The sequence below is a fragment of the Eisenbergiella tayi genome, assembly GCF_001881565.1.
GTDB classification, from domain to species: Bacteria; Bacillota; Clostridia; order Lachnospirales; family Lachnospiraceae; genus Eisenbergiella; species Eisenbergiella tayi.
Genome location: NZ_MPDJ01000005.1, coordinates 871,969 through 898,530, shown reverse-complemented (window position 1 = coordinate 898,530; position 26,562 = coordinate 871,969). Strand labels below are relative to the sequence as shown.

Annotated in this window: 21 protein-coding genes; 15 read left to right on the top strand and 6 right to left on the bottom strand. The window is 46.9% G+C overall.

Annotated features, from left to right (window positions below):
* The first annotated feature begins 342 nt into the window (after window positions 1-342).
* The 10 genes from BLA28_RS22000 to BLA28_RS21950 all read left to right on the top strand — a co-directional run bounded on the left by BLA28_RS22000 (window position 343) and on the right by BLA28_RS21950 (window position 13,039).
* Entirely contained in the window at window positions 343-1,629 is a 1,287-nt protein-coding gene (locus tag BLA28_RS22000; RefSeq protein ID WP_009254799.1) for an MFS transporter, read from the top strand.
* 66 nt (window positions 1,630-1,695) lie between these two features.
* Window positions 1,696-2,697, top strand: a complete 1,002-nt coding sequence (locus BLA28_RS21995; protein WP_071699480.1) for a DUF2804 domain-containing protein — start codon at window positions 1,696-1,698, stop codon at window positions 2,695-2,697.
* Window positions 2,698-3,468: 771 nt separating this feature from the next.
* Window positions 3,469-5,445 carry a methionine--tRNA ligase gene (metG, locus tag BLA28_RS21985; RefSeq protein ID WP_071699478.1) on the top strand — a complete coding sequence of 659 codons (1,977 nt, stop codon included), beginning with the start codon at window positions 3,469-3,471 and terminating at the stop codon, window positions 5,443-5,445.
* 82 nt (window positions 5,446-5,527) lie between these two features.
* Window positions 5,528-6,508: an alpha/beta fold hydrolase gene (locus BLA28_RS21980; RefSeq protein WP_071699477.1), complete on the top strand. Its 981-nt coding sequence runs from the start codon at window positions 5,528-5,530 to the stop codon at window positions 6,506-6,508.
* Complete coding sequence (locus tag BLA28_RS21975) at window positions 6,505-7,074, top strand: DUF1002 domain-containing protein (RefSeq protein ID WP_044967001.1); 570 nt, start codon at window positions 6,505-6,507, stop codon at window positions 7,072-7,074. Before BLA28_RS21980 ends, BLA28_RS21975 begins: the two co-directional genes overlap by 4 nt.
* 151 nt (window positions 7,075-7,225) lie before the next feature.
* Window positions 7,226-8,203: a 2-hydroxyacid dehydrogenase gene (locus BLA28_RS21970; protein WP_071699476.1), complete on the top strand. Its 978-nt coding sequence runs from the start codon at window positions 7,226-7,228 to the stop codon at window positions 8,201-8,203.
* A gap of 123 nt (window positions 8,204-8,326) precedes the next feature.
* A complete protein-coding gene (locus BLA28_RS21965; RefSeq protein WP_071699475.1) occupies window positions 8,327-9,103 on the top strand; it encodes a YesL family protein in 777 nt (258 codons plus the stop codon).
* A 399-nt stretch (window positions 9,104-9,502) separates the two neighbouring features.
* Window positions 9,503-10,612 carry an ABC transporter ATP-binding protein gene (locus BLA28_RS21960; protein WP_009254789.1) on the top strand — a complete coding sequence of 370 codons (1,110 nt, stop codon included), beginning with the start codon at window positions 9,503-9,505 and terminating at the stop codon, window positions 10,610-10,612.
* 103 nt (window positions 10,613-10,715) lie between these two features.
* Window positions 10,716-11,804: a PucR family transcriptional regulator gene (locus BLA28_RS21955; RefSeq protein ID WP_009254788.1), complete on the top strand. Its 1,089-nt coding sequence runs from the start codon at window positions 10,716-10,718 to the stop codon at window positions 11,802-11,804.
* Between the two features lie 131 nt (window positions 11,805-11,935).
* On the top strand, window positions 11,936-13,039 hold the full coding sequence (locus BLA28_RS21950) for a DUF6128 domain-containing protein (RefSeq protein ID WP_143131514.1): 1,104 nt from the start codon (window positions 11,936-11,938) through the stop codon (window positions 13,037-13,039).
* A 70-nt stretch (window positions 13,040-13,109) separates the two neighbouring features.
* On the opposite strand, the gene BLA28_RS21945 is transcribed toward BLA28_RS21950, so the two are convergent.
* Window positions 13,110-13,805: an anaerobic ribonucleoside-triphosphate reductase activating protein gene (locus BLA28_RS21945; protein ID WP_071699473.1), complete on the bottom strand. Its 696-nt coding sequence runs from the start codon at window positions 13,803-13,805 to the stop codon at window positions 13,110-13,112.
* Between the two features lie 271 nt (window positions 13,806-14,076).
* Between BLA28_RS21945 and tadA the strand changes: the two genes are divergently transcribed.
* Window positions 14,077-14,592, top strand: a complete 516-nt coding sequence (gene tadA, locus BLA28_RS21940; RefSeq protein WP_081332511.1) for a tRNA adenosine(34) deaminase TadA — start codon at window positions 14,077-14,079, stop codon at window positions 14,590-14,592.
* 69 nt (window positions 14,593-14,661) lie between these two features.
* Here the strand turns inward: tadA and BLA28_RS21935 are convergent, their stop codons facing one another.
* The 4 genes from BLA28_RS21935 to BLA28_RS21920 are packed head-to-tail and all read right to left on the bottom strand — an operon-like array spanning window position 14,662 to window position 19,595.
* Complete coding sequence (locus tag BLA28_RS21935; RefSeq protein ID WP_071699472.1) at window positions 14,662-16,308, bottom strand: extracellular solute-binding protein; 1,647 nt, start codon at window positions 16,306-16,308, stop codon at window positions 14,662-14,664.
* A 20-nt stretch (window positions 16,309-16,328) separates the two neighbouring features.
* Window positions 16,329-17,624 (bottom strand): alpha-glucosidase/alpha-galactosidase, encoded by a 1,296-nt coding sequence (gene melA, locus BLA28_RS21930; protein WP_071699471.1) that lies wholly within the window; start codon window positions 17,622-17,624, stop codon window positions 16,329-16,331.
* 40 nt (window positions 17,625-17,664) lie between these two features.
* Window positions 17,665-18,585, bottom strand: a complete 921-nt coding sequence (locus BLA28_RS21925) for a carbohydrate ABC transporter permease (RefSeq protein WP_071699470.1) — start codon at window positions 18,583-18,585, stop codon at window positions 17,665-17,667.
* 41 nt (window positions 18,586-18,626) lie between these two features.
* Window positions 18,627-19,595, bottom strand: coding sequence for an ABC transporter permease (locus tag BLA28_RS21920; protein ID WP_143131513.1), 969 nt, complete (start codon window positions 19,593-19,595; stop codon window positions 18,627-18,629).
* A 199-nt stretch (window positions 19,596-19,794) separates the two neighbouring features.
* On the opposite strand from BLA28_RS21920, the gene BLA28_RS21915 reads away from it, so the two are divergent.
* The 3 genes from BLA28_RS21915 to BLA28_RS21905 all read left to right on the top strand — a co-directional run bounded on the left by BLA28_RS21915 (window position 19,795) and on the right by BLA28_RS21905 (window position 23,704).
* Window positions 19,795-21,393 carry a helix-turn-helix domain-containing protein gene (locus tag BLA28_RS21915; protein WP_069158724.1) on the top strand — a complete coding sequence of 533 codons (1,599 nt, stop codon included), beginning with the start codon at window positions 19,795-19,797 and terminating at the stop codon, window positions 21,391-21,393.
* Window positions 21,390-23,123, top strand: a complete 1,734-nt coding sequence (locus BLA28_RS21910; protein ID WP_069158725.1) for a sensor histidine kinase — start codon at window positions 21,390-21,392, stop codon at window positions 23,121-23,123. The genes BLA28_RS21915 and BLA28_RS21910 overlap by 4 nt, the downstream gene beginning before the upstream one ends.
* Window positions 23,124-23,230: 107 nt before the next feature.
* The gene (locus BLA28_RS21905) at window positions 23,231-23,704 is read left to right on the top strand and encodes a methylglyoxal synthase (protein WP_009254776.1); all 474 of its coding nucleotides are present in this window, start codon (window positions 23,231-23,233) and stop codon (window positions 23,702-23,704) included.
* 6 nt (window positions 23,705-23,710) lie between these two features.
* Here BLA28_RS21905 and BLA28_RS21900 read toward each other — a convergent pair whose 3' ends face one another.
* The gene (locus tag BLA28_RS21900; protein ID WP_069155026.1) at window positions 23,711-24,544 is read right to left on the bottom strand and encodes a helix-turn-helix domain-containing protein; all 834 of its coding nucleotides are present in this window, start codon (window positions 24,542-24,544) and stop codon (window positions 23,711-23,713) included.
* Window positions 24,545-24,744: 200 nt separating this feature from the next.
* Here BLA28_RS21900 and BLA28_RS21895 point away from each other — a divergent pair, with 200 nt between their 5' ends.
* Entirely contained in the window at window positions 24,745-26,529 is a 1,785-nt protein-coding gene (locus BLA28_RS21895; RefSeq protein ID WP_069158726.1) for a rhamnogalacturonan acetylesterase, read from the top strand.
* Window positions 26,530-26,562 lie beyond the last annotated feature (33 nt).

Below are 26,562 nucleotides of genomic sequence, written 5' to 3'. Positions count from 1 at the left end.
CCAAGATGTGTAGAAGGGACAGCTTTAGACCCTGCGCAGGCACGTTCCCACTCTGCTAAAAACGCAGCGGTACTAAGATTGCAAAGGACGCAATCTAAGGACCGGCGTTTTTAGAAGGCCTTTGCAGGGTATACAGATTCCCCGGGAAGGAGCGCCGCAGGGGGAAACCAGAGAGGCAAGCCGCCCGGCGGAAGACACGATGCACAGTGCGTAGGTAGTTTATAAAAGGGATTGTGGATAGGGGGGATGAAAATCTTTGATTGTTGTGGAAAACATGTGGTAAAGAGTGTAAGATGGGGATATAGGAAGTAGATTTTTTTGTAAATCAGCGGGGGGAGAATTATGGATAGGATTAGTCGGAAGAATTGGGTTTTGATTTGGGTGCTTGGGATGACCGGGCAGATTTGTTGGAATATTGAGAATTCTTGGTTTAATACTTTTGTTTATGACAAGATCGCGCCGGAACCGGCTATTGTGTCCTGGATGGTGGGGGTGAGTGCGGCTGTTTCGACTTTTTGTACTTTTTTGGTGGGGACCTGGGGGGACAGGAGGGGGAGGAGAAAGCCTTTTATTTGTGTAGGGTATATTTTGTGGGGGATTTTTACTTTTATTTTTGGGGCGACGGAGATGATTCCTAAGAATCCGTTGTTTATTGCGGCGGCGTGTGTGGTTTTGGCGGATGCGGTGATGAGCTTTTTTGGATCTGTGGGGAATGATGGAGGGTTCGGTCCCTGGACTACGGATATTTCTAATGAGCATAACAGGGGGAAGTTGGGGGGAGCGCTGGCGGTGATGCCGGTGTTTGCCACTATTTTCGGGGCGGTGGTTTCGGGAATTATTATTGAGCAGATTGATTTCTTCGCTTTTTTCGGTCTGATGGGAGGGCTGGTGGCTCTGGTGGGGATTTTCGGGTTCTTTACGTTGGAGGATGCGCCGGGGCTTCGTCCGAAAAAGGATGAGAAGGGTTTTTGGCATCAGTTTCTTACGGTGTTTAACTGGAATACGGTAAGGGAGAATAAAGAGCTGTTCTGGGTATTTTTGGTGATGACCGTATATTTTATCGGTTTTAATGTTTACTTTCCCTATATTACCATCTATTTCGTGAATTATCTGGGATATGGCTATGGGATGACGGGAATCATTCAGGGTGTGGGGCTTTTGGCGGCTGCGGTGATGACGATTCCGGCGGCTCGGTTTATTGATAAGGGCAAAACGCCGCAGGTTATTTTGACGGCTCTTATCTGTAATATGGCGGGGCTGGTTATGGTCAGTATTTCCCAAAGCCTCGTGGTTCTGCTCATCGGGGTGTTCGGGGCAGGGATCGGATATATTCTTGTACTGCAGGCGCTTACGGCCTGGATGAAAAATTTGTATCCGGAGGAGCAGCGGGGACAGTTTGAGGGAATCAAACAGATTTTCTTTGTCTGTGTGCCCATGATTATAGGGCCTGCCATAGCCACGCAGGTAATTAACCGGATGGGCGTGGAAATGGAAGTCAGCGGCACGGTGGGAATGGTGCCGGGACCCAGTCTTTTCCTGGTTTCTGCGGTGCTCACATTATTTACGCTGATACCTCTTGCCGCAGCCGGAAAAATGAACCGGCAGAGGCTGCAGGGACAGATAAGGTGATAGCTGTGCCAGGCAGGATATAGTCAGCGGTTTGTCGGGGAAATCAGAAAGAAAAGGGGGATGAATATGGAAAAAGAACTGCTGGAAAGAGGGCCTGTGCTGGATGAAAAAGGCCGCCCCATACCGGGGTATTCCAGAAGAAGCACACTGGTATATGACAGGAAAGCAATCAAGGCTCCGCCATGGAGAATCAAAGAATGGGATTTTTACCAGATTTCCAATGACAGGCTGTGCCTTCAGTTTACCATCGGCCATGCCGCATATGCGGGCCAGGTAAGCCTGATGCTCTTTGACATTGTAAAAGGGGAAAAACTGCTGGATCTGAACAAAATCCTGGTTCTGCCCTTCGGCTCCCTGCACATGCCGGAAAACGCGGAAGAGGACAATACCCTGACCTACGATAAAGGCGGCATATTTATGCGTTTTGAGACCCGAAAGGATGGAAGAGTGCTCACCTGCAGATGGGGCGATATGGAAGCCAGCATCCGCCTGGAACGAAAAAATCCGGATTCCCTCGTAATTAATCTTCCCTTTAACGAATACGCCCACGCCTTTTATTACAACCACAAAATCAACTGCATGACAGCAGAAGGCTTTGTAAAAAACGCAGACAAAGAATGGCGTTTCGAAAAAGACAGCTCCTTCGGAATCCTGGACTGGGGAAGAGGCGTCTGGCCCTTCCACAACGAATGGTACTGGAGCAACGGCACCGGCTGCCTGAACGGAGAAATCTTTGGCTTCAATCTCGGCTGCGGCTTCGGAAACACAGACACAGCAAGCGAAAATATACTTTTTTACAAAGGAAAGTCCCACAAACTGGGCAAAGTAGATTTCACCCTCGGCAAAGAATACCTGGATCCCTGGCACCTGACCGACAAAGAAGGCCGCCTCGACCTCACCCTCACCCCAATGTACGACAGAACCACCCGCATCAAACTCCTCTGGGTAAACAACTGCTGTCACCAAATGTTCGGCACCTTCACCGGCAAAGCCATCCTAGACGACGGAACCACCCTCCAAATAAACAATATAATTTCCTTCGCCGAACACGCCGTTAACAACTGGTAATTTAATTGATACATTAGGTACCTGTCCGCGTATTCCCTGTGGAGTCCGATTCTGAGAATTTGTCTGCGGGCATTGCTGGCTTCGGCCTCTCCGTACAGGCTGCGGGACAGCAAGGATTCCTGTAAGGGCCGTATAAAAACGCCGGTCCTTAGGCTGCGTACTTTGCAGCCTTAGTACCGCTGCGTATTTATCCGAGCGAAAGCGTGCCCGCACAGGAACCTTGCTGTCCGGCAGCCGATGCCAAGAAGCCGAAGCCAGCAATGCCCGCAGACAAATTCTCAGAATCGGACAAGCACAGGGAATACGCGGACAGGTACCGCAAGGTTTGACAACGTGGGGGGATTGTGATAATCTGAAGGTAATCGGCCGGCAGACCGGCCAGTTAATACAAAAAAGCAAGGATGAAGAAAGTACATTCGTGGAAGCTTTACAGAGAAGATCCCGCAGGCGGAAGGCCATGTGCCGCTGCCGAAGGCTGAGAGGGATCGGGTCGAAAAGGATGGAAGATGGCTTCGGAGCAGCGCACCGAACCGCCGGGACACCGGGGGCAAGGCTGCGACAGGTGCCGCCTGTTACAGCGGCAGGGTATGAAAGAGGCAGGAAACTGTTTCTGATGTACCTGCTAAGGCCCTGTTTGTGAGAATGGGGTAAAAAGAAGTGGTACCACGGGCGTAAGGCTCGTCTTCTTATTTTTAACAAAAGCTTAAGAATAAGAAGACGAGCTTTTGTTGACGGAAGCGATAAGGAAAAATCAGGAAAGGAGCACTAAAAATGAGCAAAGGAAAGTATTATATTACTACCGCCATTGCCTATACTTCAGGCAAACCCCATATCGGGAATACGTATGAGGCGGTTCTGGCGGACAGTATCGCACGGTTTAAAAGAAAGGACGGTTATGAGGTTTTCTTTCAGACCGGAACGGACGAGCATGGACAGAAGATTGAATTAAAAGCCCAGGAGGCAGGGGTAACCCCTCAGGAATATGTGGACAAGGTAGCCGGTGAGGTAAAGGGCCTCTGGGGTCTGATGGGAACATCCTATGATAAATTTATCCGTACCACGGATGATTATCATGTAAAACAGGTACAGAAGATTTTTAAGCGCCTGTATGATCAGGGAGATATTTACAAGGGACATTATGAAGGACTTTACTGTACTCCCTGTGAATCCTTCTGGACGGAGTCCCAGCTGGTGGACGGCAAATGCCCGGACTGCGGCAGGGAAGTAAAGCCCGCCCAGGAAGAAGCCTATTTCTTTAAAATGAGCAAGTATGCGGATAAGCTTATTAAGCATATTAATGAACATCCGGAATTTATACAGCCCGTATCCCGCAAAAACGAAATGATGAACAATTTCCTCCTTCCGGGACTTCAGGATCTGTGTGTGTCCAGAACCTCCTTTAAATGGGGAATTCCTGTAGATTTCGATGACAGGCATGTGGTTTATGTATGGCTGGATGCCCTGACCAACTATATCACCGGAATCGGTTATGATGCGGACGGGAACAGCAGTGATCAGTATAAGAAGCTGTGGCCTGCCGATCTGCATTTAATTGGAAAGGATATCATCCGTTTCCATACCATTTACTGGCCCATCTTCCTGATGGCTCTGGGCGAGCCGCTGCCGAAGCAGATATTCGGTCATCCCTGGCTTCTTCAGGGCGACGGCAAGATGAGCAAATCCAAGGGAAATGTAATGTATGCCGATGATCTGGTGGAATTTTTCGGTGTGGATGCGGTCCGTTATTTCGTCCTGCATGAAATGCCCTTTGAAAATGACGGCGTTATCAGCTGGGAACTGATGGTGGAAAGAATCAATTCCGATCTTGCCAACACCCTGGGGAATCTGGTAAACCGTACCATTTCCATGAGCAATAAATATTTTGACGGCGTTGTGGATGACAAGGGCGCTGCAGAAGATGTGGATGCGGATCTGAAGGCTGTTGTCACAGGAACCTATGCCAGGGTTTGTGACAAGATGGAGGATCTGAGGGTTGCGGATGCCATGACGGAGATTTTCTCCCTGTTCAAGCGCTGCAACAAATATATTGATGAGACAGAGCCCTGGGTTCTGGCAAAGGATGAGGCAAAGAAGGATCGTCTTGCCACAGTTCTCTATAACCTGGTGGAGAGCATTACCATAGGCGCCTCTCTGTTAGAGCCCTATATGCCCGAAACCTCCGCTAAAATTGCGGCCCAGCTGAATACAGCCCTGCCTTCTTTCGAAGAATGTGCGGTATTCGGACATTATCCCTGCAAAAATAAAGTGACCGATAAACCGGAAATCCTGTTTGCAAGGCTGGATGCAAAAGAGGTGGTGGAAAAGGCTGAGGCAATGTTTGCGGCCAGAAAGGCGGAAACAGAAGGCGCTGGTGAAGAGGCCCAGGAAGATGTTTCCGATGTGATAGATATTGATCAGAAGCCGGAAATCACTTATGAGGATTTTGAGAAGCTGCAGTTCCAGGTAGGGGAAATTATTGCCTGCGAGGAAGTGAAGAAATCCAAAAAACTGCTCTGCTCCCAGGTCCGTGTGGGAAGCCAGGTAAAACAGATCGTATCAGGCATCAAGACTCATTACAGTGCGGAAGAGATGGTGGGCAAGAAGGTTATGGTGCTTGTGAACCTGAAGCCTGCCAAGCTGGCTGGTATCGTATCGGAAGGAATGCTTCTGTGTGCGGAGGATGCGGACGGAAACCTTGCCCTGGTAGTTCCGGAAAAGGAAATGCCGGCAGGCGCGGAGATCTGCTGACACGTTGACTGCATCGCGGGTGTATGCCCGCGGTGTGAGCGGATAGGAAAAGCATTTGGTAAAATGTTTTGGAGGGTTACAAATGAAGAAAAAGGAATTTTATTATGATTCCGCAGACGGAGTGACCAAAATCCATGGTATAGAATGGATACCTGAGGGGAAGCCGGTGTGCATCCTGCAGATTGTCCATGGCATGGCGGAGTATATCAACCGGTATGACCGGCTGGCGGTCTTTCTTGCGGAAAAAGGAATTCTTGTAACCGGTAATGATCATCTGGGGCATGGCAAAAGCATATATAAGAATATGGAAGAAGCCGGAAACGGTGCGGGCAGCAGCCATCCGTACGGATATTTCTGCCATCAGGATCCGGCGACGGCGGCTGTGGAGGATGTGCAGAGCCTGAAAAAAAGGATCCGGGAGGAAAACCCGAGAATCCCTTATCTGATTATGGGGCATAGCATGGGTTCCTTCATACTGCGCAATTACCTGTGTGTGTACGGAGCGGAAATTGACGGCGCCATTATCATGGGGACCGGTATGCAGCCCAAAGGCCTGCTGGGATTTTCCAAAAAGCTGGTTAAGTTCCTCACTGTTTTCCAGGGAGAAAAACATAAAAGCGCTCTGGTGAATGCCCTTGCCTTCGGCAGCTATAATAAAAGAATCCCGCATCCCGTTTCTTCCATGGACTGGCTGTCCAGAGACTCGGTGGAAGTGGCCAGATATAATGAAGATCCTCTTTGCGGCTTTACCTTTACCCTTGGCGGCTTCGCCACGCTGTTTGAACTGATAGACCGGCTGCATGATAAGAGCAGGTTGGAAAAAATGCCAAAGGATCTGCCTGTCCTGTTCATGGCAGGAACCGAGGACCCGGTGGGTGACTATGGTAAAGCTGTGGAAGGCGTGTACCAGTCCTTCCGTGATCTGGGAATGGAGGATGTAAGCCTGAAGCTGTATGAAAATGACAGGCATGAGCTTGTAAATGAAAGCGACAGGGAACTGGTCTGGAAGGATATTTATGAATGGGCGGTTAAAACCGCAGGTAAAAAGGAAGCAGAGAATTGAGAAAATGCAGCAGACTGAAAAAATGTACATGTAAAATGCTGACGGCTTTTCTGACGGCCGGACTGCTGGCGGGATTTCCTGCCGTGGCTTTGTCTGCCAGGGAAGCCATTCTGGCACAGGGGCAGGAGGAATCCTGGCGGGAGATCCCTCTCAGCGCAGGGAGCGCTCTGACTCTTACGGAGGAACAAAAAAAGCTTCTGGAAAAGATGAAGGAAAAGCTGGATGCGGGGGAACTGGAGACAGATGAGCAGATCCGGGAGGCAATTTCCCAATGTGAGGAGGAACTGGAGATCACCCTTACGGAGGAGCAGAAGGAACAGCTTCTGGGGCTGATTCAGAAGATGAATGCCCTGGGGCTTAATTCCGATGAAATACTTTCCAAGGCGCAGGAGCTGTATGAGGAATATGGCGAACAGATAAAGAAAAGCGCGGATGCCGCCATACAGGAAAATATTGTGGAGCCTGTGAAGGAAGCCGTGGTGGAGGGGACTAAATCCGCCATCCGTGATTTTTTCCGGGATATGGGAGAAAGCATACGCAGTTTTTTTGCCCGCCTGTTTTCCTGATGAGAACTGTCAGCCGCCGATTACATTTATCGTGCGGCAAAGTTTAAGAACAAAAGTATAAGTATAAAAAACGGCCTTCTGTGTACACTATTTGTGTACACTGTACACCGGATGAAAAATTTTTTTATCCAGGGGAAAGGAAGGCCTTTTTATGCGGATTGCTTTTTTTAGTACAAAGCCCTATGATCGTATCTGGTTTGAACCTATGGCAAAGGATTATGGCTATGAAATCTATTTTATTGAACTGCCCTTCAGTGAGGAAACTATGTTCCTGGCAAAGGGCTATGATGCGGCCTGTATTTTTGTCAACGATCATGTGAACAGCAAAATGATAGATTATCTATATGAAAATAAGGTAAAGGCGCTGCTGCTGCGAAGCGCGGGCTATAACCATGTGGATGTGAAGGCGGCAAAGGGAAAAATCGAAGTCCTGCGGGTGCCCAGCTACTCTCCTGAAGCGGTGGCGGAATTCGCCATGGCCATGCTGCTCACGGTAAACCGGTTTACGCATAAGGCGTATGGAAGAACCCGGGAATTCAACATGAATATCAACGGACTGATGGGAACGGATCTTTTCCATAAAGTGGCCGGCGTAATAGGAACCGGTAAAATCGGACAGGCCATGATCCGCATTTTCCAGGGCTTCCGTATGAATATCCTTGCATATGATCCTTATCCCAACAAGAGTCTGGATGTTCAGTATGTGGGGCTGGAGGAGCTTCTTTCCAAATCGGATTTTATTTCCCTGCATTGTCCTCTCACACCGGAAACCAACCATATTATAAATGAAGATACTATTGCCAAAATGAAGGACGGCGTGTATCTGGTCAACACCTCCAGAGGCGGTCTGATCGATACCCAGGCATTAATCGATGGTCTTCTGGCAAAAAAATTCGGCGGTGTGGGGCTTGATGTCTATGAGGAAGAGGAAGGCCTGTTCTATGAGGACTGCTCCGATGAAATCATTCAGGATGATAATCTGGCGCGTCTGACAACATTTCCCAATGTGCTTATTACCTCCCATATGGGGTTCTTTACGGTAGAAGCCATGCAGGCCATTGCCCATGAAACACTGGAGAATGCCTATGCTCTGGAAAACGGGCGGCCTTTAAAGAATAAGGCGGAATAAGAAAGATTATTAATAATTATTTTATTTGCACTGAAACCTATCCCGTAGTATGATATTTACTATAAACGCCGGCGGGCAGGCAGTGGCGCCCGTATTATAGAATAAGCACAGGGAGATATACAAATGGGTAGATTTTTTAACTTGGACAGCCCTCTTATGACTTTTTTATCAAAGATGGCAGACCTAATGATTCTGAATCTTTTAACGCTGATCTGCTGTATCCCGATCATTACGGCAGGGGATGCGATGACCGCTCTTTATTACATGACCGTCAAGATGGTCAAAAATGAAGAGTGCTACATAGTGAAGGGCTATTTTAAATCCTTTAAGGAGAACTTCAAGCAGGCTACCATAATCTGGCTGATAGCGCTGCTGGTGGGAATCATCCTGGTTGGTGATTTTTTGATTCTCCGCAATTCGACTCTTTCCTTCGGAAAGGTGATCATGGTATTGATTACGGTAGTTGCCGTTATTTATATTTTTACCATGATTTATATTTTCCCCGTATTATCCAGATTTGAGAACACAGTGAAGAATACCATAAGAAATGCTTTTCTTATGAGCATTCTCAACCTGCCCAAAACCATTCTGCTTGTAATCATCAATCTGGTTCCCACGGTTGTCCTGCTGGTAACCCTTCAGGCAATGCCCATTGTAATCCTGTTTGGCTTTTCCGTACCGGCTTATGTGGCCAGCATGCTTTTTGTGAAGATTTTCAAGCGTTTTGAGCCTGAGGAAGAGGAAGATCAGTCGGATGAGCTGGAGACTCTTTCCTTTATCCGTGAGGAACAGGAACAGAAGCAGAGAGCTCTCGAAGAAGAAGCGCAGGAAGAAGAAGGCGCCCAGGCTGTTCAGGAAGCTGCGCCGGAAGAGAAAAGCGAAGAAGAAAACCAGGAATAGGCGGTCTGTATTAACAGCGGCAGGAACTTTTAAAAACGGCAGGATGAGACGGAATGTACACTCTATACCGTTAAGCTGCAAAGCTGATTTGATGTCATTTTATGGAAATGAAATATACGTAAAAGTGAAATAAATGCTCTTGGAAAAGGAGTTTGAAGTGTCGAAAACCGCGCAGTATCGGGGATATGGTCAAAGTGTATAATAATAGAAAGCTGATTTGAGCAAGTTGACAGGCCCTAAATTTTCGTTCTCCTTTTCTTAGCAAATTTTACAATGTCGCGATAAATATTTGTGGAATTGTGGTATAGCCAAAAGGTAGCACTTAAGTTATACTTAATTCAGGCTCAGTTGAGAGAACGCAACTGGAAACATGAAAACAAAAATAGGGAGGCTAACTAAATGGCAAGTTTATCTTTAAAGAACATCTGCAAAGTATATCCCAACGGATTTGAAGCAGTAAAAGACTTTAATCTGGAAATCGCTGATAAAGAATTCATCATCTTCGTAGGTCCGTCCGGATGTGGTAAATCTACTACACTTCGTATGATCGCTGGTCTGGAAGATATCTCTTCCGGTGAATTGAAAATCGGTGACAGAGTAGTTAACGACGTAGAGCCTAAGGACAGAGATATCGCGATGGTATTCCAGAACTACGCTCTGTATCCTCATATGTCAGTATATGACAACATGGCTTTCGGTCTTAAGTTAAGAAAAGTTCCGAAGGATGAAATTGATAAGATGGTTAAAGAGGCTGCTAAGATCCTTGACCTTACTCCTCTCCTTGATCGTAAACCGAAGGCTCTGTCCGGTGGTCAGAGACAGCGTGTTGCTATGGGACGTGCAATCGTACGTAATCCTAAGGTATTCCTGATGGACGAACCTCTTTCCAACCTGGATGCAAAACTGCGTGTTCAGATGCGTATTGAGATTGCAAAACTGCATCAGAGATTAGGTACCACCATCATTTACGTTACACATGACCAGACAGAAGCTATGACACTGGGTACCAGAATCGTAGTTATGAAAGACGGTGTTATTCAGCAGGTTGATACACCTCAGAACCTGTATGACAAGCCGCAGAACCTGTTTGTTGCCGGATTCATGGGATCACCTCAGATGAACTTCCTGGATGCTGTTGTTGAAGTAAGCGGCGACAATGCTTCCCTGAAAGTAGCCGGAAAAGCTATTCCTCTGCCTCCTGCAAAGGCTAAGAAGGTTATCGAAGGCGGTTATGCCGGAAAGACAGTTACATTTGGTATTCGTCCTGAAGACGTATATGATTCCCAGATGTTTATTGAAACAGCTAAATGTACATTTGAATCTACCATCAAGGTTTATGAATTGCTTGGTGCTGAAGTTTATCTGTATTTTGATCTTGCAGATTACCCGATTACAGCAAGAGTAGATTCCCGTACAACAGCAAGACCTGGCGATACTGTTAAATTTGCATTCGACGTTGAAAAGATTCATATTTTCGACAAAGAAACAGAGCAGGTTATCACCAACTAATAAAAAAATGGGAGGGGAGATGCGATGCATCTTCCCTTTTTTCTTGCATATTTGGAGATTTTGCTATATAGTTAATTGTAACAAGGAAAGGACGTGAAGAGAGATGATTTCCAATCAAGTAATACAAAACAGTATTGACGAATTACGTGCAATTACAAAGGTTGACCTTGGGGTATTTGACGTGGAAGGCCTGAAAGTTGCGACAACAGTAGACGAGATTGATATTTCCAGGGACATAATTGAAAATTTCGCTTCTTCACCAGCAGACAGTCAGGTAGTGGGAGGACGCCACCTTCTCAAAATTCTTGATGATGGGGAACCGGCATACATTCTTGTAGCCCAGGGTCCCAGTGATGATGTCTACATGGTAGGTAAGATCGCAGTAAGCTCTATTCAGAATCTTATAGTGGCATACAAAGAACGCTTTGATCGCAATAACTTCTTTCAGAATCTGTTATTGGACAACCTGCTTCTCGTGGATATTTATAACCGCGCACAGAAGCTTCATATCGAAGTGGAATGCCCCAGGATTATCTATTTAATTGAGACTAAGATTGAAAAAGACAACAGCGCCATGGAAATGCTTAAGAGTCTTTTCTCCAGCCAGAATGGTGATTATATCACTGCTGTTGATGAGAAGAATATCATTCTGATTAAAGCTCTGGAAAGAGAAGATGATCTGGATACTATCGAGAAAACAGCTGACATGATTGTTGACATGATGAACAGCGAAGCCATGATGAATGTACGCGTGGCTTATGGTACGGTTGTAAGCGAACTGAGAGAGGTTTCCAAGTCTTATAAGGAAGCTACAATGGCTATGGATGTAGGCAAGATTTTCTATGCCGAGAAATGTGTGATCTCCTATGCGAAGCTGGGTATCGGACGTCTGATTTATCAGCTGCCTGTTAACCTCTGCAAAATCTTTATTGAAGAGATCTTTGGAGATAATGTACCTTATGACATGGACGAGGAAACTCTGACCACAATCAATAAATTTTTTGAGAATAACCTGAATGTATCAGAAACCTCCAGACAGCTGTTTATTCACAGAAACACGCTGGTATATCGTATTGAGAAGCTGCAGAAGAGTACCGGACTTGATATCCGTGTATTTGATGATGCGCTTACCTTTAAGATTGCGCTGATGGTAGTTAATTATATGAAATATCTGGAAAGCATTGATTATTAATTTGTGAGTACAGAGTCAGGCTAAAGAAAATGAAGGAACCGGAAAACAGGACATGCTGTTTTCCGGTTTTTAAATTTAGTCATATATATGAATCCTTCCGAATACAATAGAGACTATAAAGGAGGGACACGGTGTTGTATTATAACAGGCAGATTATTTACTTAGACCATATGGAAGCCGGAAATAAAATAAAAAATGCAGGATTTCTGAAGCGGGAAGAAACAGAAGATACCATAACCTGGAATATGCAGATAAAGGGCCTGTATGAGACAGACACAGGTTTCTTTGACTTACGGGACGAAACAGGAGCGATTATTGACAAAATTCTTCTGAAAAGGGGGACAGGTTCTTATACCAGGCAGTTTACGCCGGACGGAATCAGCCGGGGCGGAAGAAAATACAATGAAATATGCGGGATTTGTATACGTCTTTTTGCCGGGAGGGAAGTGGTGGGAAGATGGCAGGGAAGCGGAGAAATATTAAGCGCCGCCAACTTTCCGGTCAAAGAAATCCCTGTGTCCAGGGCAGTACCGGAGCTGCCCCGGATGGAAAGACAAACTCCCAAGGAAAAGGAAAGAAAACCGGAAGAACCTGTTCTCAGAGAACTGGTACAGGAGGAAAAGCCGGAAATTTCGCAGAAACCCATGCCGGTATGGACAGCGCCGGAGAATCCGATTCCCTACAGTGAGGATAGCCGTTCCCAAATGCCGGTGCCGGAAAATGGCTCCCTTTCCGCAGAAAAGCTGTGCAGGAGATGTATACACAGGAAATACGTGCCTTTGGAAAAAGAAGAAAAAAAGGAAACTCCGCATATTCCTGCTTCCATCGTAACGACGGACAAAGCACAGAAGGAAGAAATAAAGGATCCCATGCAGGAGGAATTTTTCGAGGATAAATGGGAGCAGCTGTGCCATATATATTCCACAATCCATCCTTTTGGGGATGAAAGAGAATACCTGTCCATAACCCCCAGAGATTTTGTGATCCTGGCCTCGGAACATCAGAAAATGGTACATAACAGCTTTCTTCTCCATGGCTACTACAATTACCGCCACATAATTCTGGGAAAATTCAAGACAGGGGATGAGGATAGATATTATCTGGGCGTACCGGGAGTATACTATGATAGGGAAAAAATGGCAGCAGAAATGTTCGGCTTCGAAGCCTTTGAAGGGAAACAGACCCCTGCCGAACCCGGAAGCTTCGGCTATTATATGAAAAGTGTCCGTATATGAAAACATCGGGGATACCGTTTCTTTTTCACGCAGAAGCTGCGGAAAGGAAACAGTATCCCCATAAGCTGTGTCAATCCACACCACGCAGAGAAACATTGTCGATATAAGGCTTCAAAAGAGTTACGAATTCTTCCAGTTCTTCCTTTGAATAGGAAGAGAACTCTTTACAGATAACCCCTTCACTCTCCACATAAGACTGCAGAAAATAAGCCTTACAGCCTTTCAGCCATTCCCCGATGGACAGAAAATCCCCGGAGGAATGCAGCTCCCTGACTACCGTAGTCCTGAATTCATAATCCAGTCCGCACGAACGGATAAAATCCACAGATTCCCGGATAAGACCCATATCCAGCTCCTTTACCCCTGCAGTCCTGGCATAATTCTCCGGAGAAGACTTAATATCCATAGCAAAATAATCCACAAGCCCCCTCTCACGAAGCGACTGCAGAACCTCCGGCCGATACCCGTTAGAATCCAGCTTCACCAGATACCCAAGCTCCTTAACCCGTGAAAGAAACACATCCAGATCCCTCTGCAGAGTCGGCTCCCCCCCGGTCACACAGACACCTGTCAAAATCCCCTTCCGCTTACGCAGAACCCCAAAAACCTCCTCCTCATCCAAAACAGGCAGACTCCCCCCATGAAGAACCAAATCCCCATTCTGACAAAAAGGACACCTAAAATTACACCCACCCGTAAACACCGTACAAGCCACATGCTCCGGAAAATCCAACAAAGTAGTCTTATTAAACCCAAATATTTGCATTTTATCCTCTTTCCTGATATCATTTACTATCTAAGAGCCGGGCGGCGGTAAGAATATGGAAAACCGCTGGGGAGCTTGCTCACCAACGATTTTCCATATTCTTACCGACATGCGGCGACAGCCGCAAAGCTTTGGCATGCGAAGCATTCCAAAGCTGTACCCGGCGGACTCCCGGGAATCCACCCTAAAGCCCGCCAAGCTCTATATTCCCCACCCATTATACCCCCACCCACCCACCCAGCACAACCCAAAGAAAGGACCCCCACCCCCCATGACTCCACCCATCACCCCACAAGAAAAATACATGAAAGCCGCCCTCGCCCAGGCAAAGAAAGCCTACGCCCTGGGAGAAGTCCCCATAGGCTGCGTCATCGTCCACCAGGACAAAATCATAGGCCGGGGCTACAACCGCCGCAACACAGACAAAAACACCCTGTCCCACGCCGAAATAACAGCCATCAACAAAGCCAGCAAAAAAATAGGCGACTGGCGCCTGGAAGACTGCACCATGTACGTCACACTGGAACCCTGCCAGATGTGTTCCGGCGCCATCGTCCAGGCCCGCATCCCGGAGGTAGTTATAGGCTGCATGAACCCCAAAGCCGGCTGTGCCGGATCCATCCTCAACATCCTGGAAAACCCCGCCTTCAACCACCAGGTAAAAGTAACCAGAGGGATTCTCGAACAACAATGCAGCGACATGCTCACCCAGTTCTTCAAAGAACTGCGCGTACGGGTAAAAGAAGAACGCAGGGAACGCAAGCAGAAAAACAGCCAAAACCAGTAAACGCAAAAAGAAGGGCACCCCGATCCGGAGTACCCTTCCTTCATCCCATCCTTCTATTTCATCATCCCTTTATTTCCACAAAGCCAGCTGCTCATTATACTTCTCCGTATAAACAGCCTCAATAGCGGAAGCCTGGTTCGCGTCAATTTCACTGATCATGGCATCATAAAGTGATACCACCTGTTCCTCAGAATCCGCATAAACCATATTGGTGAAAGCAGTGTCAATAATATCCTTTATTTTCTGTTCCGACAAGGCTTCCGGCGTACCTGCCGCAGGCCCTATATAATCATAAGGGGCCGTATCCCATGTGGAATTAGCCATGGATGTAAGCGCATGCGTGCTCACAGCGTCCCGCTCATACTTCGTGGCAAGATCATAAGGTGTTCCGTCGCTGCCATATCCGTTTTTAATAAACCATGTCCACTTTCTTATTCCGGTCTCCTTTGCAAAAGTGTTCCAGTCATCCTTAAAGCCCTGAAGCGTTTCCGGACGAGGCACATGCTTGCCGTCTTCCATATCCCAATCCTTACCTTCAATTCCCCACATCAACAGATACTGTCCTTCTTCACTCGCAAGAAAATTCATAAATTTAATGGTTTCTACCGGATGCTCATTTTTTACGGTTATTCCGATCGCATCCCAGCCCAGGGAGCTTCTGGGGCTGAAAGTAGTCTTATCCGGGTCCACACCGTCTGCCACAACCTTGAACATATAAAACTGCTTATCCGTATCCTCTCCGTTATCCTCCTTAAGAAGCCGGTTTCCGTCGCTGGAAAGCCCTACCGTGGCGGCAACACGTCCGCTTCCTGCTTTCTGAGTAAAGATCTGCTCCTTATTTACCGCCCATTCCTTATCAAGAAGCCCATCCCTGTACAGACCGTTCATATATTTTACCATCTCCAGGTAATCAGGATCCCTGACATCAAAATACAGCTTTCCATCCTTTTCATAATAATTCTTCATTCCATACATCGCTTTAAAAGTACTTAAAACAGAAGGCATATAATCCGCGTTGGAAGTAAGAGGAATAGCAGACTGCCCGTCAGCGTCCTTATAAGTCTCTTTAAAACGGTTCAGTATATCCCGGAACTCATCCTGAGTGAAGGCCTCCCCTTTTTCCGCCTTTTCTCCATATCCCAGTTCCTTCAGCACATCCATACGGATACAGAAAGCCCGATCCGGATCGGGATCCAACCCATACCAGTTATTCAGATAATAATTTTTGCCGTCCTCATACCGGCTTTTATTCAGGATATCCCCATACATTTCCTGGATATCGGCTCCATACTGATCAATCAAATCATTCAGCGGCACCAGTGCACCAGCAGCGATGTACTTATTTACGATATCACTTCGCCTGTCCATAAGGACAATATCCGGAAGATCACCGCTGGCCAGCATCAGATTCAGTTTTTCTTCCGGATTGCCGGTAGGCTGCTGGACTTCAATCTTGATTCCTGTTTTTTCCGTAATGGCCTGAGCCACCGGGTTATCGAAGGCATCTCCCGTATTTTTATCAAAAAATGTAAGAGTAATGACTTCCCCGGAAGCGGCCTCGTCCGCTTTTCCCGTTTCCGTGGCTGCCGCCTGGGAATCCCCATTTCCTGCTGACGGGGATTCTCCCCCGTTTCCGGAATTATTCCCGCATCCAGCCGTGAGACAGGAAATTGTCAGTATACCAGCGAGCAGCAGACTTAAATTTTTCTTAAACATAATATCCCCCTTTTCCCTGCTTAATTAAAGTTCGGTAAATATATTTTATTGAATTCCAGCATTTCGTCACACATTTTTACAATATCCCCGATGGAAAGCTCTGAAGAGGTATGAGGATCCATCATGGCCGCCTGATATACATGTTCTTTTTTGCCTGTAAGAGCCGCCTGGATGGTGAGCAGCTGCATATTGATATTTGTACGGTTTAAAGCGGCACACTGTTCAGGAAGCGGCCCGAAATGAGTCGGCGTTATTCCATTGCCGTCTACCAGGCAGGGAACCTCCACACAGGCCTTTTCAGGCAGATTGCCAATCAGGAAGCCTGTATTTAATACATTTCCCGCGATTTCATAAGGATGGTTAGTTTCAATGGCTTCCATAATATACGAAGCATATTCCCGGCTTCTTTCATGAGTGAGGCCTTGGTTTTCGATCAGATCATTGACCTCTTTCCAGTATTGAGCCTTCCCGTTGGCCCAGTTTTTATATCCGTCGGTTGGAAGATGATACTGTTCCTTCAATTCCGGATATCTGTGCTTATGATAGTATGGCACATATTCGGAGCCATGGGAACTGGATTCCGTCACATAATAGCCAAACATTTTCAGAAATTCATACCTGACCTTATCATTATGATCGTCTGTCCGTGCCAGGGCCTTCTGCCGGATTTCCGGGTAAAGATCCTTTCCGTGCCGGGAAATTTCCAGAAGCCATGCCTGGTGGTTGATTCCGCCGATCCGGTAAATGATATCATCAGAAGGCATTCCCAGCCCTTCCAGCAATTCTTTTGCACAGACCTGCACACTGTGGCAGAGGCCCACACATTTGATATTTGCCGCCTGCTGTACGGCGCCGGTAACAATACACATGGGATTAGTATAATTCAGCAGCCATGCATCGGGACATACCTCCTCCATATCACGTGCGATATCCAGCATGACAGGAATGGTGCGCAGGCCGCGGAACAGGCCGCCCATTCCCAGCGTGTCAGCGACGGTCTGATACAGGCCGTATTTTTCAGGTATCTGGAAATCCGATACAATATACGGATCATATTCCCCTACGGCGATAGCGTTGATAACATAATCCGCATCGCGCAGCGCTTCCTTTCTGTCGTGGTAAACCTCCACGCTGGCGTGGTTTCCCAGGTTCTGGTTCAGGCACCGAAGCATGGTTTCCGACTGGCGGAGCCTCTTTTCATCGATATCGAACAAAGCGAGCCTGGATTCGGCAAGGGCTGGTGTGCACATGCAGTCCCCTAAAACATTTTTGACAAAAATGGAACTGCCGGCACCGATAAATGTGATTTTTGGCATAATTACCTCTTTCCGGCGCTGAGCGCCTTTTTATATTAAATTAGTCTTTTACTGCTCCTATAAGCATTCCTTTGATAAAGTATTTCTGCAGGAACGGATATACCAGAATGATGGGGAGCGTGGCTACCATGGTTACCGTCATCCGGATACTTTCGCTGCTGACCGGCATTTTTTTCGCTTCATTTGCCATTTGCTGGGCCTGGGAAACCATAGCGCCTGTCTGATACTGGTTCAGTATTTTTACAAGCACCGCCTGCAGGGTTTTCAGCTGAGGCTTATAGGTATAAATATAGGAATCATACCAGGCGTTCCAGTGGGAGATAGCGGAAAACAGCAGGATGGTCGCCAGCACCGGCATACTGAGAGGAAGCACCACCTTTAAAAATATGGTAAATTCTCCGGCCCCTTCGCTGGAGGCCGCTTCAAACAGCTCTTTCGGAAGACCTTCGATATAGGTCCGGACCAGAATCATCCAGTAGATATTGATCATACCCGGAAAAATAAAAACAAAAAAGTTATCTATCAGCCCCAGGGCTTTGATTACCATGTAGGTGGGTATTAATCCGCCTGAAAAATACATGGTAAACACGAAGAAAAAATTGATAGCCCGTCTGTGAACCAGCTCCTGCTTGGAGAGGACATAAGCCAGCATGGCGACACAGAATACGGTGAGAGGTACGCCGATTACTGTACGGGCCACGGTAACGCCCAGGGAAGAAAGGATTTCTTCATTCTGAAATACGGCTTTATAGCTGCTCAGGTTCAGCTGCCGGGGCCACAGCAGAAGCCCTCCCCGCAGGGAATCTCCCGCATCGTTAATGGAAAGTACAAAAATCTGCCAGAAGGGGAAAAAGGTGATGATAAATATAAAAATCAGAAATCCGTAAACAACTGCCTTTCCGGCTATCTGACCTGGCGTCAGATGTGGCAGCCCGGCTTTTTTCGATCTTTGTTTCTGCATGATAAGGAACTCCTTTCGTAATCCTTCTAAGAAAGCCTGCTTCAGAAAAGGTGGCTGCCTTCCAGCTTCTTGGAAATAGTGTTTACCGTGAGTACCAGCAGGAAGGCGATAACGGATTTAAACATACTTACCGCAGAGGCGTAAGAAAACATGCCATTCTGGATACCATAACGGAAGGTATAGGTGTCAATAACGTCAGAATACTGCCGGTTCAGGGAATTGCCCAGAAGGAAATACTGATCAAAACCGGTATTCAGCAGGCTCCCTATGGAAAGTATGAGCAGTATCAGTATAGTGGGCCTGAGCATGGGAAGAAGGATGTACCATATCTGTTTCAGCCTTCCGGCTCCGTCCACCTGGGCGGCTTCGAACAGCTCAGGATTAATGGCGGAAATGGCAGCCAGGTACATGATGGAGTTATAGCCCATGTCCTTCCAGGTATTGGATAACGCCACAATCAGCCAGAAGCGTTTTCCCTCCTGCAAAAAGAAAATCCCTTCATCAATGAAACCGCAGGCTATCAGAATCTGATTGATAAGGCCTTCTGAAGACAGAAGGGTTACGATAATATTGGCGGCAATTACCCAAGATATAAAATAAGGCAGATAGGAAACTGTTTGTACTATCCGTTTGAAAAAGCGCCCCCTTACTTCATTCAGCGCAAGGGCTATGAATATGGGAATCACAAAGCCGATGCTCAGGGTGAGGATACTGGAACAAAGCGTGTTGCGAAGTACAATTAAGAAATCCTGGCCGGAGAAAAAATAACGGAACCACCGGAGGCCCACAAATTCACTCCCGAAGAAATTGGACCAGAAATTGCCGAGGGAGGGCTGATAATCGATAAATGCCATATACAGGCCGGCCATGGGCCCATAAGCAAATAGTAAGGCCCAGAGAATACCAGGTATCAGCATCAGGTACAGGGTACGCTGGCGTTTCATAAGCCGGCCCTGGACTTTTCTTTGCTCCCTTCTGTTATTGGTTTTTACTGCCATTTGTTGAATCAATAAAACCCCCTCCTTGGTTAAGATGTATTTTGTTTCCTGCTTTATGCCTTGATTATAGGGAATAATACACAACAGATCTATAACGGATATCACCGATTCATAACGGAAACGTACGAATTTGGGGGCTTAATAATTGAAATAATATAAATTATGTTATATGATTCATGTGTGAAAGAAGGCTTTGAGGGAGGGGAATGTTATGTATCGTATTTTATTGGTGGATGATGAATGGCTGGAGCTGGATACCCTGGAAAAGTATATCCCGTGGGAGGAAATGGGATTTCAGGTGGCTGGAACAGCGGAAAACGGGAAAGAGGCCTTACAGCTTCTGGAGAGATTGGAAGGCTCTGAAAACGAAGAGGAGAATGACAGGAAGCTTCCTGATGTGGTACTCACAGATGTGAAAATGCCGGTTATGGACGGCCTTGCTTTCAGCAAAATACTGCATGACAGATATCCGGATATACAAATCGTTTTTCTAAGCGGCTACAACGATTTTGAATATGTGCGTTCCGCATTGGCTGTGGAGGCCTGTGGGTATATATTGAAGCCTTTAAATACGGAGGAACTGAAAGGCACGATGGAAAAGGTAAGGGAAAAATGTTTCCGATCCTTCCGGGAGAAAAAATCCCAGGCTGTGGTTACGGCGGAGAATTTTCGAAATCTTCTCGGCTTCAGTGCGGGAGAAAAAGAGGTATTGTGGGAAGATATCTGCCGTTCCTGTAACACGATTCTGCACTGCGGACAGGAAAACCGGTCTTTTTATGTGGGAATGATAACAATAGATGAATATCGTTTTTTATCAGGCTACGAATCCAACGGACAGGATATTCTGAATACTATTGATACTGCGATCCGCAGGCTGTCAAATGACAGGATACTTCCCCTGCATATCAATGATTACAGCTATTTGCTGCTATCCGGCACAGAATTGAACCGGGCGGCGTCACGCCTGTTGGAACAGCAAAAGGAAGCGGCGAGATGGATTACGGTCTGTCTGTATGAAAACCGCCGGCCATTGGAGCAAATGCCGGTTTTATGCCAGGAAATGAGCCGATTCCGGCAATGGCATGTAAAGATGTATGGTTCCGGGCATATAATCCTCTGTGACGGGCAGAAAGAAGCAAGGAAGTCTCAGGAAAAGGAAAAACCGGCGGAATACGGGACATTGATTGCCTGCCTGCAGAACGGGGAAAAAGAAGAAATCAAAAAATGGCTGGACAATTATTTTTTGGAATGGTCGGAAAGGGAAGGCGGAATCGGGAAAGGCGCTTTTGAACTGACAGAGAAAATATATTCCTCCGTGATCGCGGTGAATTCCGCCGTAGAAGAGCAGATGGAGGATAAAGCGGAGCTGTACGGCCTCCTTTCTGCTGCGGAGGGAATATCCCTGCTCAGAGAAATTCTGGAGCAGTTTCTGGAGAAAATAACGGATATCCTGTCCGGTTTATCCGGTGACCGGCGTCTGGAAATTGTAAACAGGGTGAGACAGATTATTGAAAAGGAGTACAGTGAACCTCTGACAATGGAATATCTGGCGGAGAAGGTATATATGTCCCCTAATTATCTGAGGACGCTGTTTAAGGATTATACCGGAGAAACCATACTGGAATATATTACGAGAATCCGTATGGAACGTTCGGTGGTACTTCTGAAAGAAACGAATATGCGGGTGAACGATATATCAAAAAAGGTAGGCTATGAAAATCCCTCCCATTACTGCGCCGTATTCCGGAAGCAGATGGGAGTGACGCCCAACCAGTTCAGGAGTAAGCTGACAGGAAAGGGAGCCTTATGAAAAACAGACTGAAATTATTCTTTTACAATCTGCCCATGATGGGGAAGCTTTTGATATTTCTCATCACCTGTTCCCTGGTGCCTCTTCTGGTAATATCCATTTATTCCTATACCTCGGCCAGGAACCAGCTTCTTGAACAGGCCTATGAAAACATGAATCATATGAACCAGCAGATCAACAATAACATCAGCGGCCAGCTGGAGAACTTTCACCAGATCTCAGGGATGCTTTATACCAACGCCACACTGAAGGCCTATTTGACACAGGCATATGAGAAGGATATTGATTTTGTGGAGGCTTACGGCTACATTAATGATTTGTTTTTCGGACTCATGGCTGCAAACAGCAATGTGGATGGGATCACGGTTTATGTACTCAATGACACAATACCTACGGACGGCACTTTTATCAAATATCTGTATGACGAAAAGGCGGCACCGGCCTGGGTGAGGGAGCTTGACAGGACTTACGGGAATGTAGTCTATACAGGTATTACTTTAAATGATAAGAAGGAACGGGTTTTTTCACTGGCCCGCATTATGAACTTCAACAGCCTGAATTATCCCTATGGGGTGCTTACCCTTTCCGTGAAGGAGGAATATCTTTACTCCATGATCCGCCAGGAATCAGAAGGGAAAAGTATTTTTGTGATAGATGAAAAGGGAAGCATTCTTTCCACGAAGGATAAAAGCCTGATCTCGAAAGGGCTGGGGGAGGTGCTGGAGGTTGAAATCCCCATGGAGGATACCGATGGAAGACTGGTGATGGATGTGCGGGGGAAACGTTCTCTGGTCGTTTTCAATCAGATGGATCAGGGGTGGAAAACCGTATCCATTGTGCCGCTGGATGATATCCTGAGGGAAACAAAGCTGGCGTCCAGCAGGGTCCTGCTCATAGCAGGGATCAGCTTTATTCTGGCCCTCATACTGATTCTTTTTATATCCCGCTATTTCACAGGAAGAATAAAAAATCTGACAGGACAGATTGCCCTGATTGAAAAGGAAGATTTCAGCCGGAAGATTGATATTAAGGGCAATGACGAAATCGGACGGCTTTCCCAGGCCTTTAGCCGGATGACGGATAAACTGAACATCCTGATAAATGAGCTTTATAAAAAGGAAATCGCCCGCAGGGATACGGAGCTGTATGCGCTGCAGAGCCAGATTAACCCTCATTTTCTTTATAATACCCTGTCCGTAATATCCTCTCTGGCCATCCGGAAGGGAGATGAGGAAATCAGCGGGATCATCAACCATCTTTCTTCTTTTTATAAGACCTCACTGAATAAAGGGATGCGTTATATCACTGTGGAAAATGAACTGGATATTACCCGGCATTATCTTGCGATCCAGCATATGAGGTTCCGGGATCATTTCCGTGAGAGCTACGAAGTGGATGAAACACTTTTTCCATGCAGGACCCTGAAGCTGGTGCTTCAGCCCTTTATTGAAAACGCCATCAACCATGCCGTATGTGAACGGGAGGAACCGCTGCATATCATAATCCGCCTGTATAGTGAGGAAGACAGGATATGCTTTGAAGTGGAGGATGACGGAGCGGGAATCGAGGAGGAGAAAATGGAGCGGCTGCTTTCCGGACAGCCGGAGGCGGGGTATGGGATATATAATGTAAATGAAAGAATTCAGCTTGCCTATGGTGCAGATTATGGAGTGGTCATACATAGCTGCGTGGGCAAGGGAACAAACGTAAAAATTACAATCCCCCTTTAACACCTCTTGCAATTTCCGGATCTTTCCTGTATAGTGGGAAACGTAGGAAGAAAGAAAAAACAGACAAACGTATATGGGCAGGTAGGTCCATAAAGGAGGAAACGTTTATGATGAATGAAGAGTTTTTAACACTCACAATTGGAAAGCAGAAAAATATTGCCCTCATTGCTCACGACAGCAAGAAGCCGGAGCTTATCAGCTGGTGCGAAGAGCATAAGGATGTACTTAAAAATCATTTTCTGTGCGGTACAGGCACAACGGCAAGGATGATTACCGATAAAACAGGGCTTCCTGTAAAAGGCTATAACAGCGGCCCCTTAGGCGGGGATCAGCAGATTGGGGCCAGAATTGTGGAAGGACGCATTGATTTTGTGATTTTCTTTTCCGATCCCCTGACTGCACAGCCACATGACCCGGATGTGAAGGCGCTTCTGCGTATTTCCCAGGTTTATGATATCCCGATTGCCAATAACAGGGCCACGGCTGATTTTTTAATAACCAGTACTCTTATGGATCAGGAATATGATCATCAGATCGTGAACTTTAAAAGAAACATTGAACACAGGGCCAATACCCTGTGACAAATATCAGGATTTCAGCTTTCGATAGGCTCTGGGCGACATGCCCAGGGCCTTTTTAAATAAATCGGAAAAGTAGGCGGAGGAATGGAAACCGCAGGCATAACTGATATCCGTAATGCTTTTGCTGGTATTTTCCAGCAGGCGGCAGGCCTGGAAAAGCCGGATGCTGTTCAGGTGGTCCATGACCGTACTGCTGGTGGCATTGCGGAAAAGGCGGCACAGATGATATTTGGTGATATAAAAATGAGAGGAAATATCATCAAGGCACCGGATTGTACTGTAATTCTGATTAATATAGGTAATGACTTCTGCAATGAGAGGGGGATTTTCCGTACCTCTCTTTTTTTCCGCATCAGAAGTCTTAAGAATATTTTCCCGGCAGGAGTCATCAAGCAGGGACAGAATTCTCACAAAGGCGGGATAAGCGGCATCATAATCATTTTTATGGACGAAGTCACGGATTTGAAAAAGGAGGGCAAGAGCTTCTGAGAAGGCTTCGGGAGATAAAGGGAGCTGTCCGCTCCGGAAACAGGATAAAAGAAGGGCGCGGCTTTTTTCCGTAAAATACCGGTTGAGAAAGCGGTCGTCAAAATACATGAGCGTACGTTCATTGCCCGCCCGGCCTAGGGATTTATGCATGCAGCAGGGAGGAATGAGGGACACCTGGTTTTTGCAGATCGTATAGGCAGTATCCATGGTTATCAGGGTGTATTCTCCCTCCTGGAGAAACAGAAGCTCATAGGCGTTATGATAGTGAAAGCTTCCCATGTCATAATCCTGAGGATGTTTTATATATTCGATTTGCAGCATATGCTCCGGGGAATGAAGATTAGCATTCATGGGGGCGGCCTCCCTTGCCGGATTATCCGGTAAATACCCTGTCCGTCAATGAACCGGAAATCAGGAACGAAATGTTAATATATCTAAAATAGTATACAAAATAAGCTCATAAACAGCAATATAATAAAAGAAAAATAAGAATAATTGACTTATTATATTAAGAAACAGGATTTATTTCATGAGAGACAGGGGAGGATTTTATGGCCGGCAGATTATTTTCTTTCACCGAAAATGGGGACGGGGTGAGGGTTACATCCCATGATTTATATGAGGAACAGAAAGGATACGGTTTTCTGGACTGCAGTACGACCTCGGTATCTGCGGATCGGTTTACCGGAACCGGGGGCTGGAATCTGAGGGAAGAGACGGAAGGGAAGCAGGATTTTCCAGCCTCCCTATACGATACAGAAGATGGGGCAGAGCTTTTGGGAGCGGGAATACCCCTGCGGTTCCGGGCGTCGGTTCCTGAAAATGGAACCTATGCGGTCACGGTTATTATCCGGGGCGGAAGGGATGGAATCAGCGGCCTGATGCTTTATTCCGGAAGGCGGAACCTGGTGAAACGGGATCTGGAAATTATGCCGGGAGAAGAATTCACCGTAACCTATTATGTACAGGTATGTCCGTATATCCCCATTGTGGGTAAAGGGCCGAAAGAAGACCGTTCCATATATGTGACGGTATTGAATAGGGCAGGAGGAAGGGCGCGTCTTACGGGTGTTCATATAGAACCCGCAGAATGTCCTGTTCTTTATATTGCAGGGGATTCTCTGGTAACCGATTATGAGGGGTTATATCCTTATAATCCCATACGCAATTTCGGAAGCTGGGGGCAGAACCTGCTTCAGTACTTTAACAGAATTGCGGTCAGCGATCAGGCCCATGGCGGCCTGACTACGAATTGTTTCCGGGATGACGGTCATTGGAATATTATTTCCGAAAATATAAAGCCGGGAGATATCTTCATGATGGAATTCGGGCATAACGACCAGAAGAGAAGGAATCTGAAGGCTTTTGACCAATATGCCGCCAATCTGCGGTGGTATATTCTGCAGATACGCAGAAAAGGAGCGTTTCCTATAATCGTTACCTCTCTCAGCAGGGTTCCGGGAAAAGATGAGAATGGATTTTTTGATTTGCTGGAGGATTATGCGGAAAGCTGCCGAAGGGTGGGGAAGGAGCTGAAGGTTCCGGTCATTGATCTGCATTCTTACAGCTTCCGGCTTTGGTGTGATATGGGGCCGGATACCTATCCCGATTATTTTATGGATACCACCCATACCAACGATTACGGAGCGCTGCTGGCGGCAAAATTTATCAGTGAAGAAATCAGGAGGCTTGAGATAGAACCGCTGTGCACGGGTATGAATGATTATGCCGGCGAAGCCTGGGAGCCGGATGTGTCTCTTTACCCGAAAGAAGAGATGCCGGGGGAGCATTCGTCTCGCCTGGCAGAGCTGAAAGAGGAGCGGCCCGTTCTTCCTACGGACTTGCCTGAGCTTCCCTATGCGGACTGTTTGGGAATCCCTCAGGAGCAGGATCTGAAGAAAGCCATGGCAGGAGGTTTGCTGGATCCGTGTATCTTGTTTTTCCATCCCTTTGACGAGATGCCCAGAGGACAGTTTTTATATATGTTCTTTAAAGCCGTGAAGGTTCCGGCCGGGAGAACTTATCAGGGGCGGTATTGTGACATTTATAAATATGAGTTCGACGCCGGAAATGTCCAGGCCGCATGGGATGCGGGGCTGATTGATGAAAAAACCACGCCGGATGACAGGTTCCGTCCGGATGACGGCCTTACCTGCGGGGAGCTGGTGAGCTTTATGGTCCGAAGCCTTCAGCCGGAAACGGATCGGAATATGGAAATAGAGGCATGTGAGGAGATGGCGGCAGGGTTGGGACTGCTGTGGGACGGATACTGCAGGGAGAGCAAGGTAAACCGTGCGGACTGTACTGCGGCTCTTGTAAGGCTGATGAGCTGTTAATGGAAAATGCGGCAGTATTTGCCCGTGAAGAAG

Coding starts and splice junctions, on each gene's coding strand:
- BLA28_RS22000 (WP_009254799.1), top strand. CDS start 343: ATGGATAGGATTAGTCGGAAGAATTGGGTTTTGATTTGGGTGCTTGGG.
- BLA28_RS21995 (WP_071699480.1), top strand. CDS start 1,696: ATGGAAAAAGAACTGCTGGAAAGAGGGCCTGTGCTGGATGAAAAAGGC.
- metG (WP_071699478.1), top strand. CDS start 3,469: ATGAGCAAAGGAAAGTATTATATTACTACCGCCATTGCCTATACTTCA.
- BLA28_RS21980 (WP_071699477.1), top strand. CDS start 5,528: ATGAAGAAAAAGGAATTTTATTATGATTCCGCAGACGGAGTGACCAAA.
- BLA28_RS21970 (WP_071699476.1), top strand. CDS start 7,226: ATGCGGATTGCTTTTTTTAGTACAAAGCCCTATGATCGTATCTGGTTT.
- BLA28_RS21965 (WP_071699475.1), top strand. CDS start 8,327: ATGGGTAGATTTTTTAACTTGGACAGCCCTCTTATGACTTTTTTATCA.
- BLA28_RS21960 (WP_009254789.1), top strand. CDS start 9,503: ATGGCAAGTTTATCTTTAAAGAACATCTGCAAAGTATATCCCAACGGA.
- BLA28_RS21955 (WP_009254788.1), top strand. CDS start 10,716: ATGATTTCCAATCAAGTAATACAAAACAGTATTGACGAATTACGTGCA.
- BLA28_RS21945 (WP_071699473.1), bottom strand. CDS start 13,805: ATGCAAATATTTGGGTTTAATAAGACTACTTTGTTGGATTTTCCGGAG.
- tadA (WP_081332511.1), top strand. CDS start 14,077: ATGACTCCACCCATCACCCCACAAGAAAAATACATGAAAGCCGCCCTC.
- BLA28_RS21935 (WP_071699472.1), bottom strand. CDS start 16,308: ATGTTTAAGAAAAATTTAAGTCTGCTGCTCGCTGGTATACTGACAATT.
- melA (WP_071699471.1), bottom strand. CDS start 17,624: ATGCCAAAAATCACATTTATCGGTGCCGGCAGTTCCATTTTTGTCAAA.
- BLA28_RS21925 (WP_071699470.1), bottom strand. CDS start 18,585: ATGCAGAAACAAAGATCGAAAAAAGCCGGGCTGCCACATCTGACGCCA.
- BLA28_RS21915 (WP_069158724.1), top strand. CDS start 19,795: ATGTATCGTATTTTATTGGTGGATGATGAATGGCTGGAGCTGGATACC.
- BLA28_RS21910 (WP_069158725.1), top strand. CDS start 21,390: ATGAAAAACAGACTGAAATTATTCTTTTACAATCTGCCCATGATGGGG.
- BLA28_RS21905 (WP_009254776.1), top strand. CDS start 23,231: ATGATGAATGAAGAGTTTTTAACACTCACAATTGGAAAGCAGAAAAAT.
- BLA28_RS21900 (WP_069155026.1), bottom strand. CDS start 24,544: ATGAATGCTAATCTTCATTCCCCGGAGCATATGCTGCAAATCGAATAT.
- BLA28_RS21895 (WP_069158726.1), top strand. CDS start 24,745: ATGGCCGGCAGATTATTTTCTTTCACCGAAAATGGGGACGGGGTGAGG.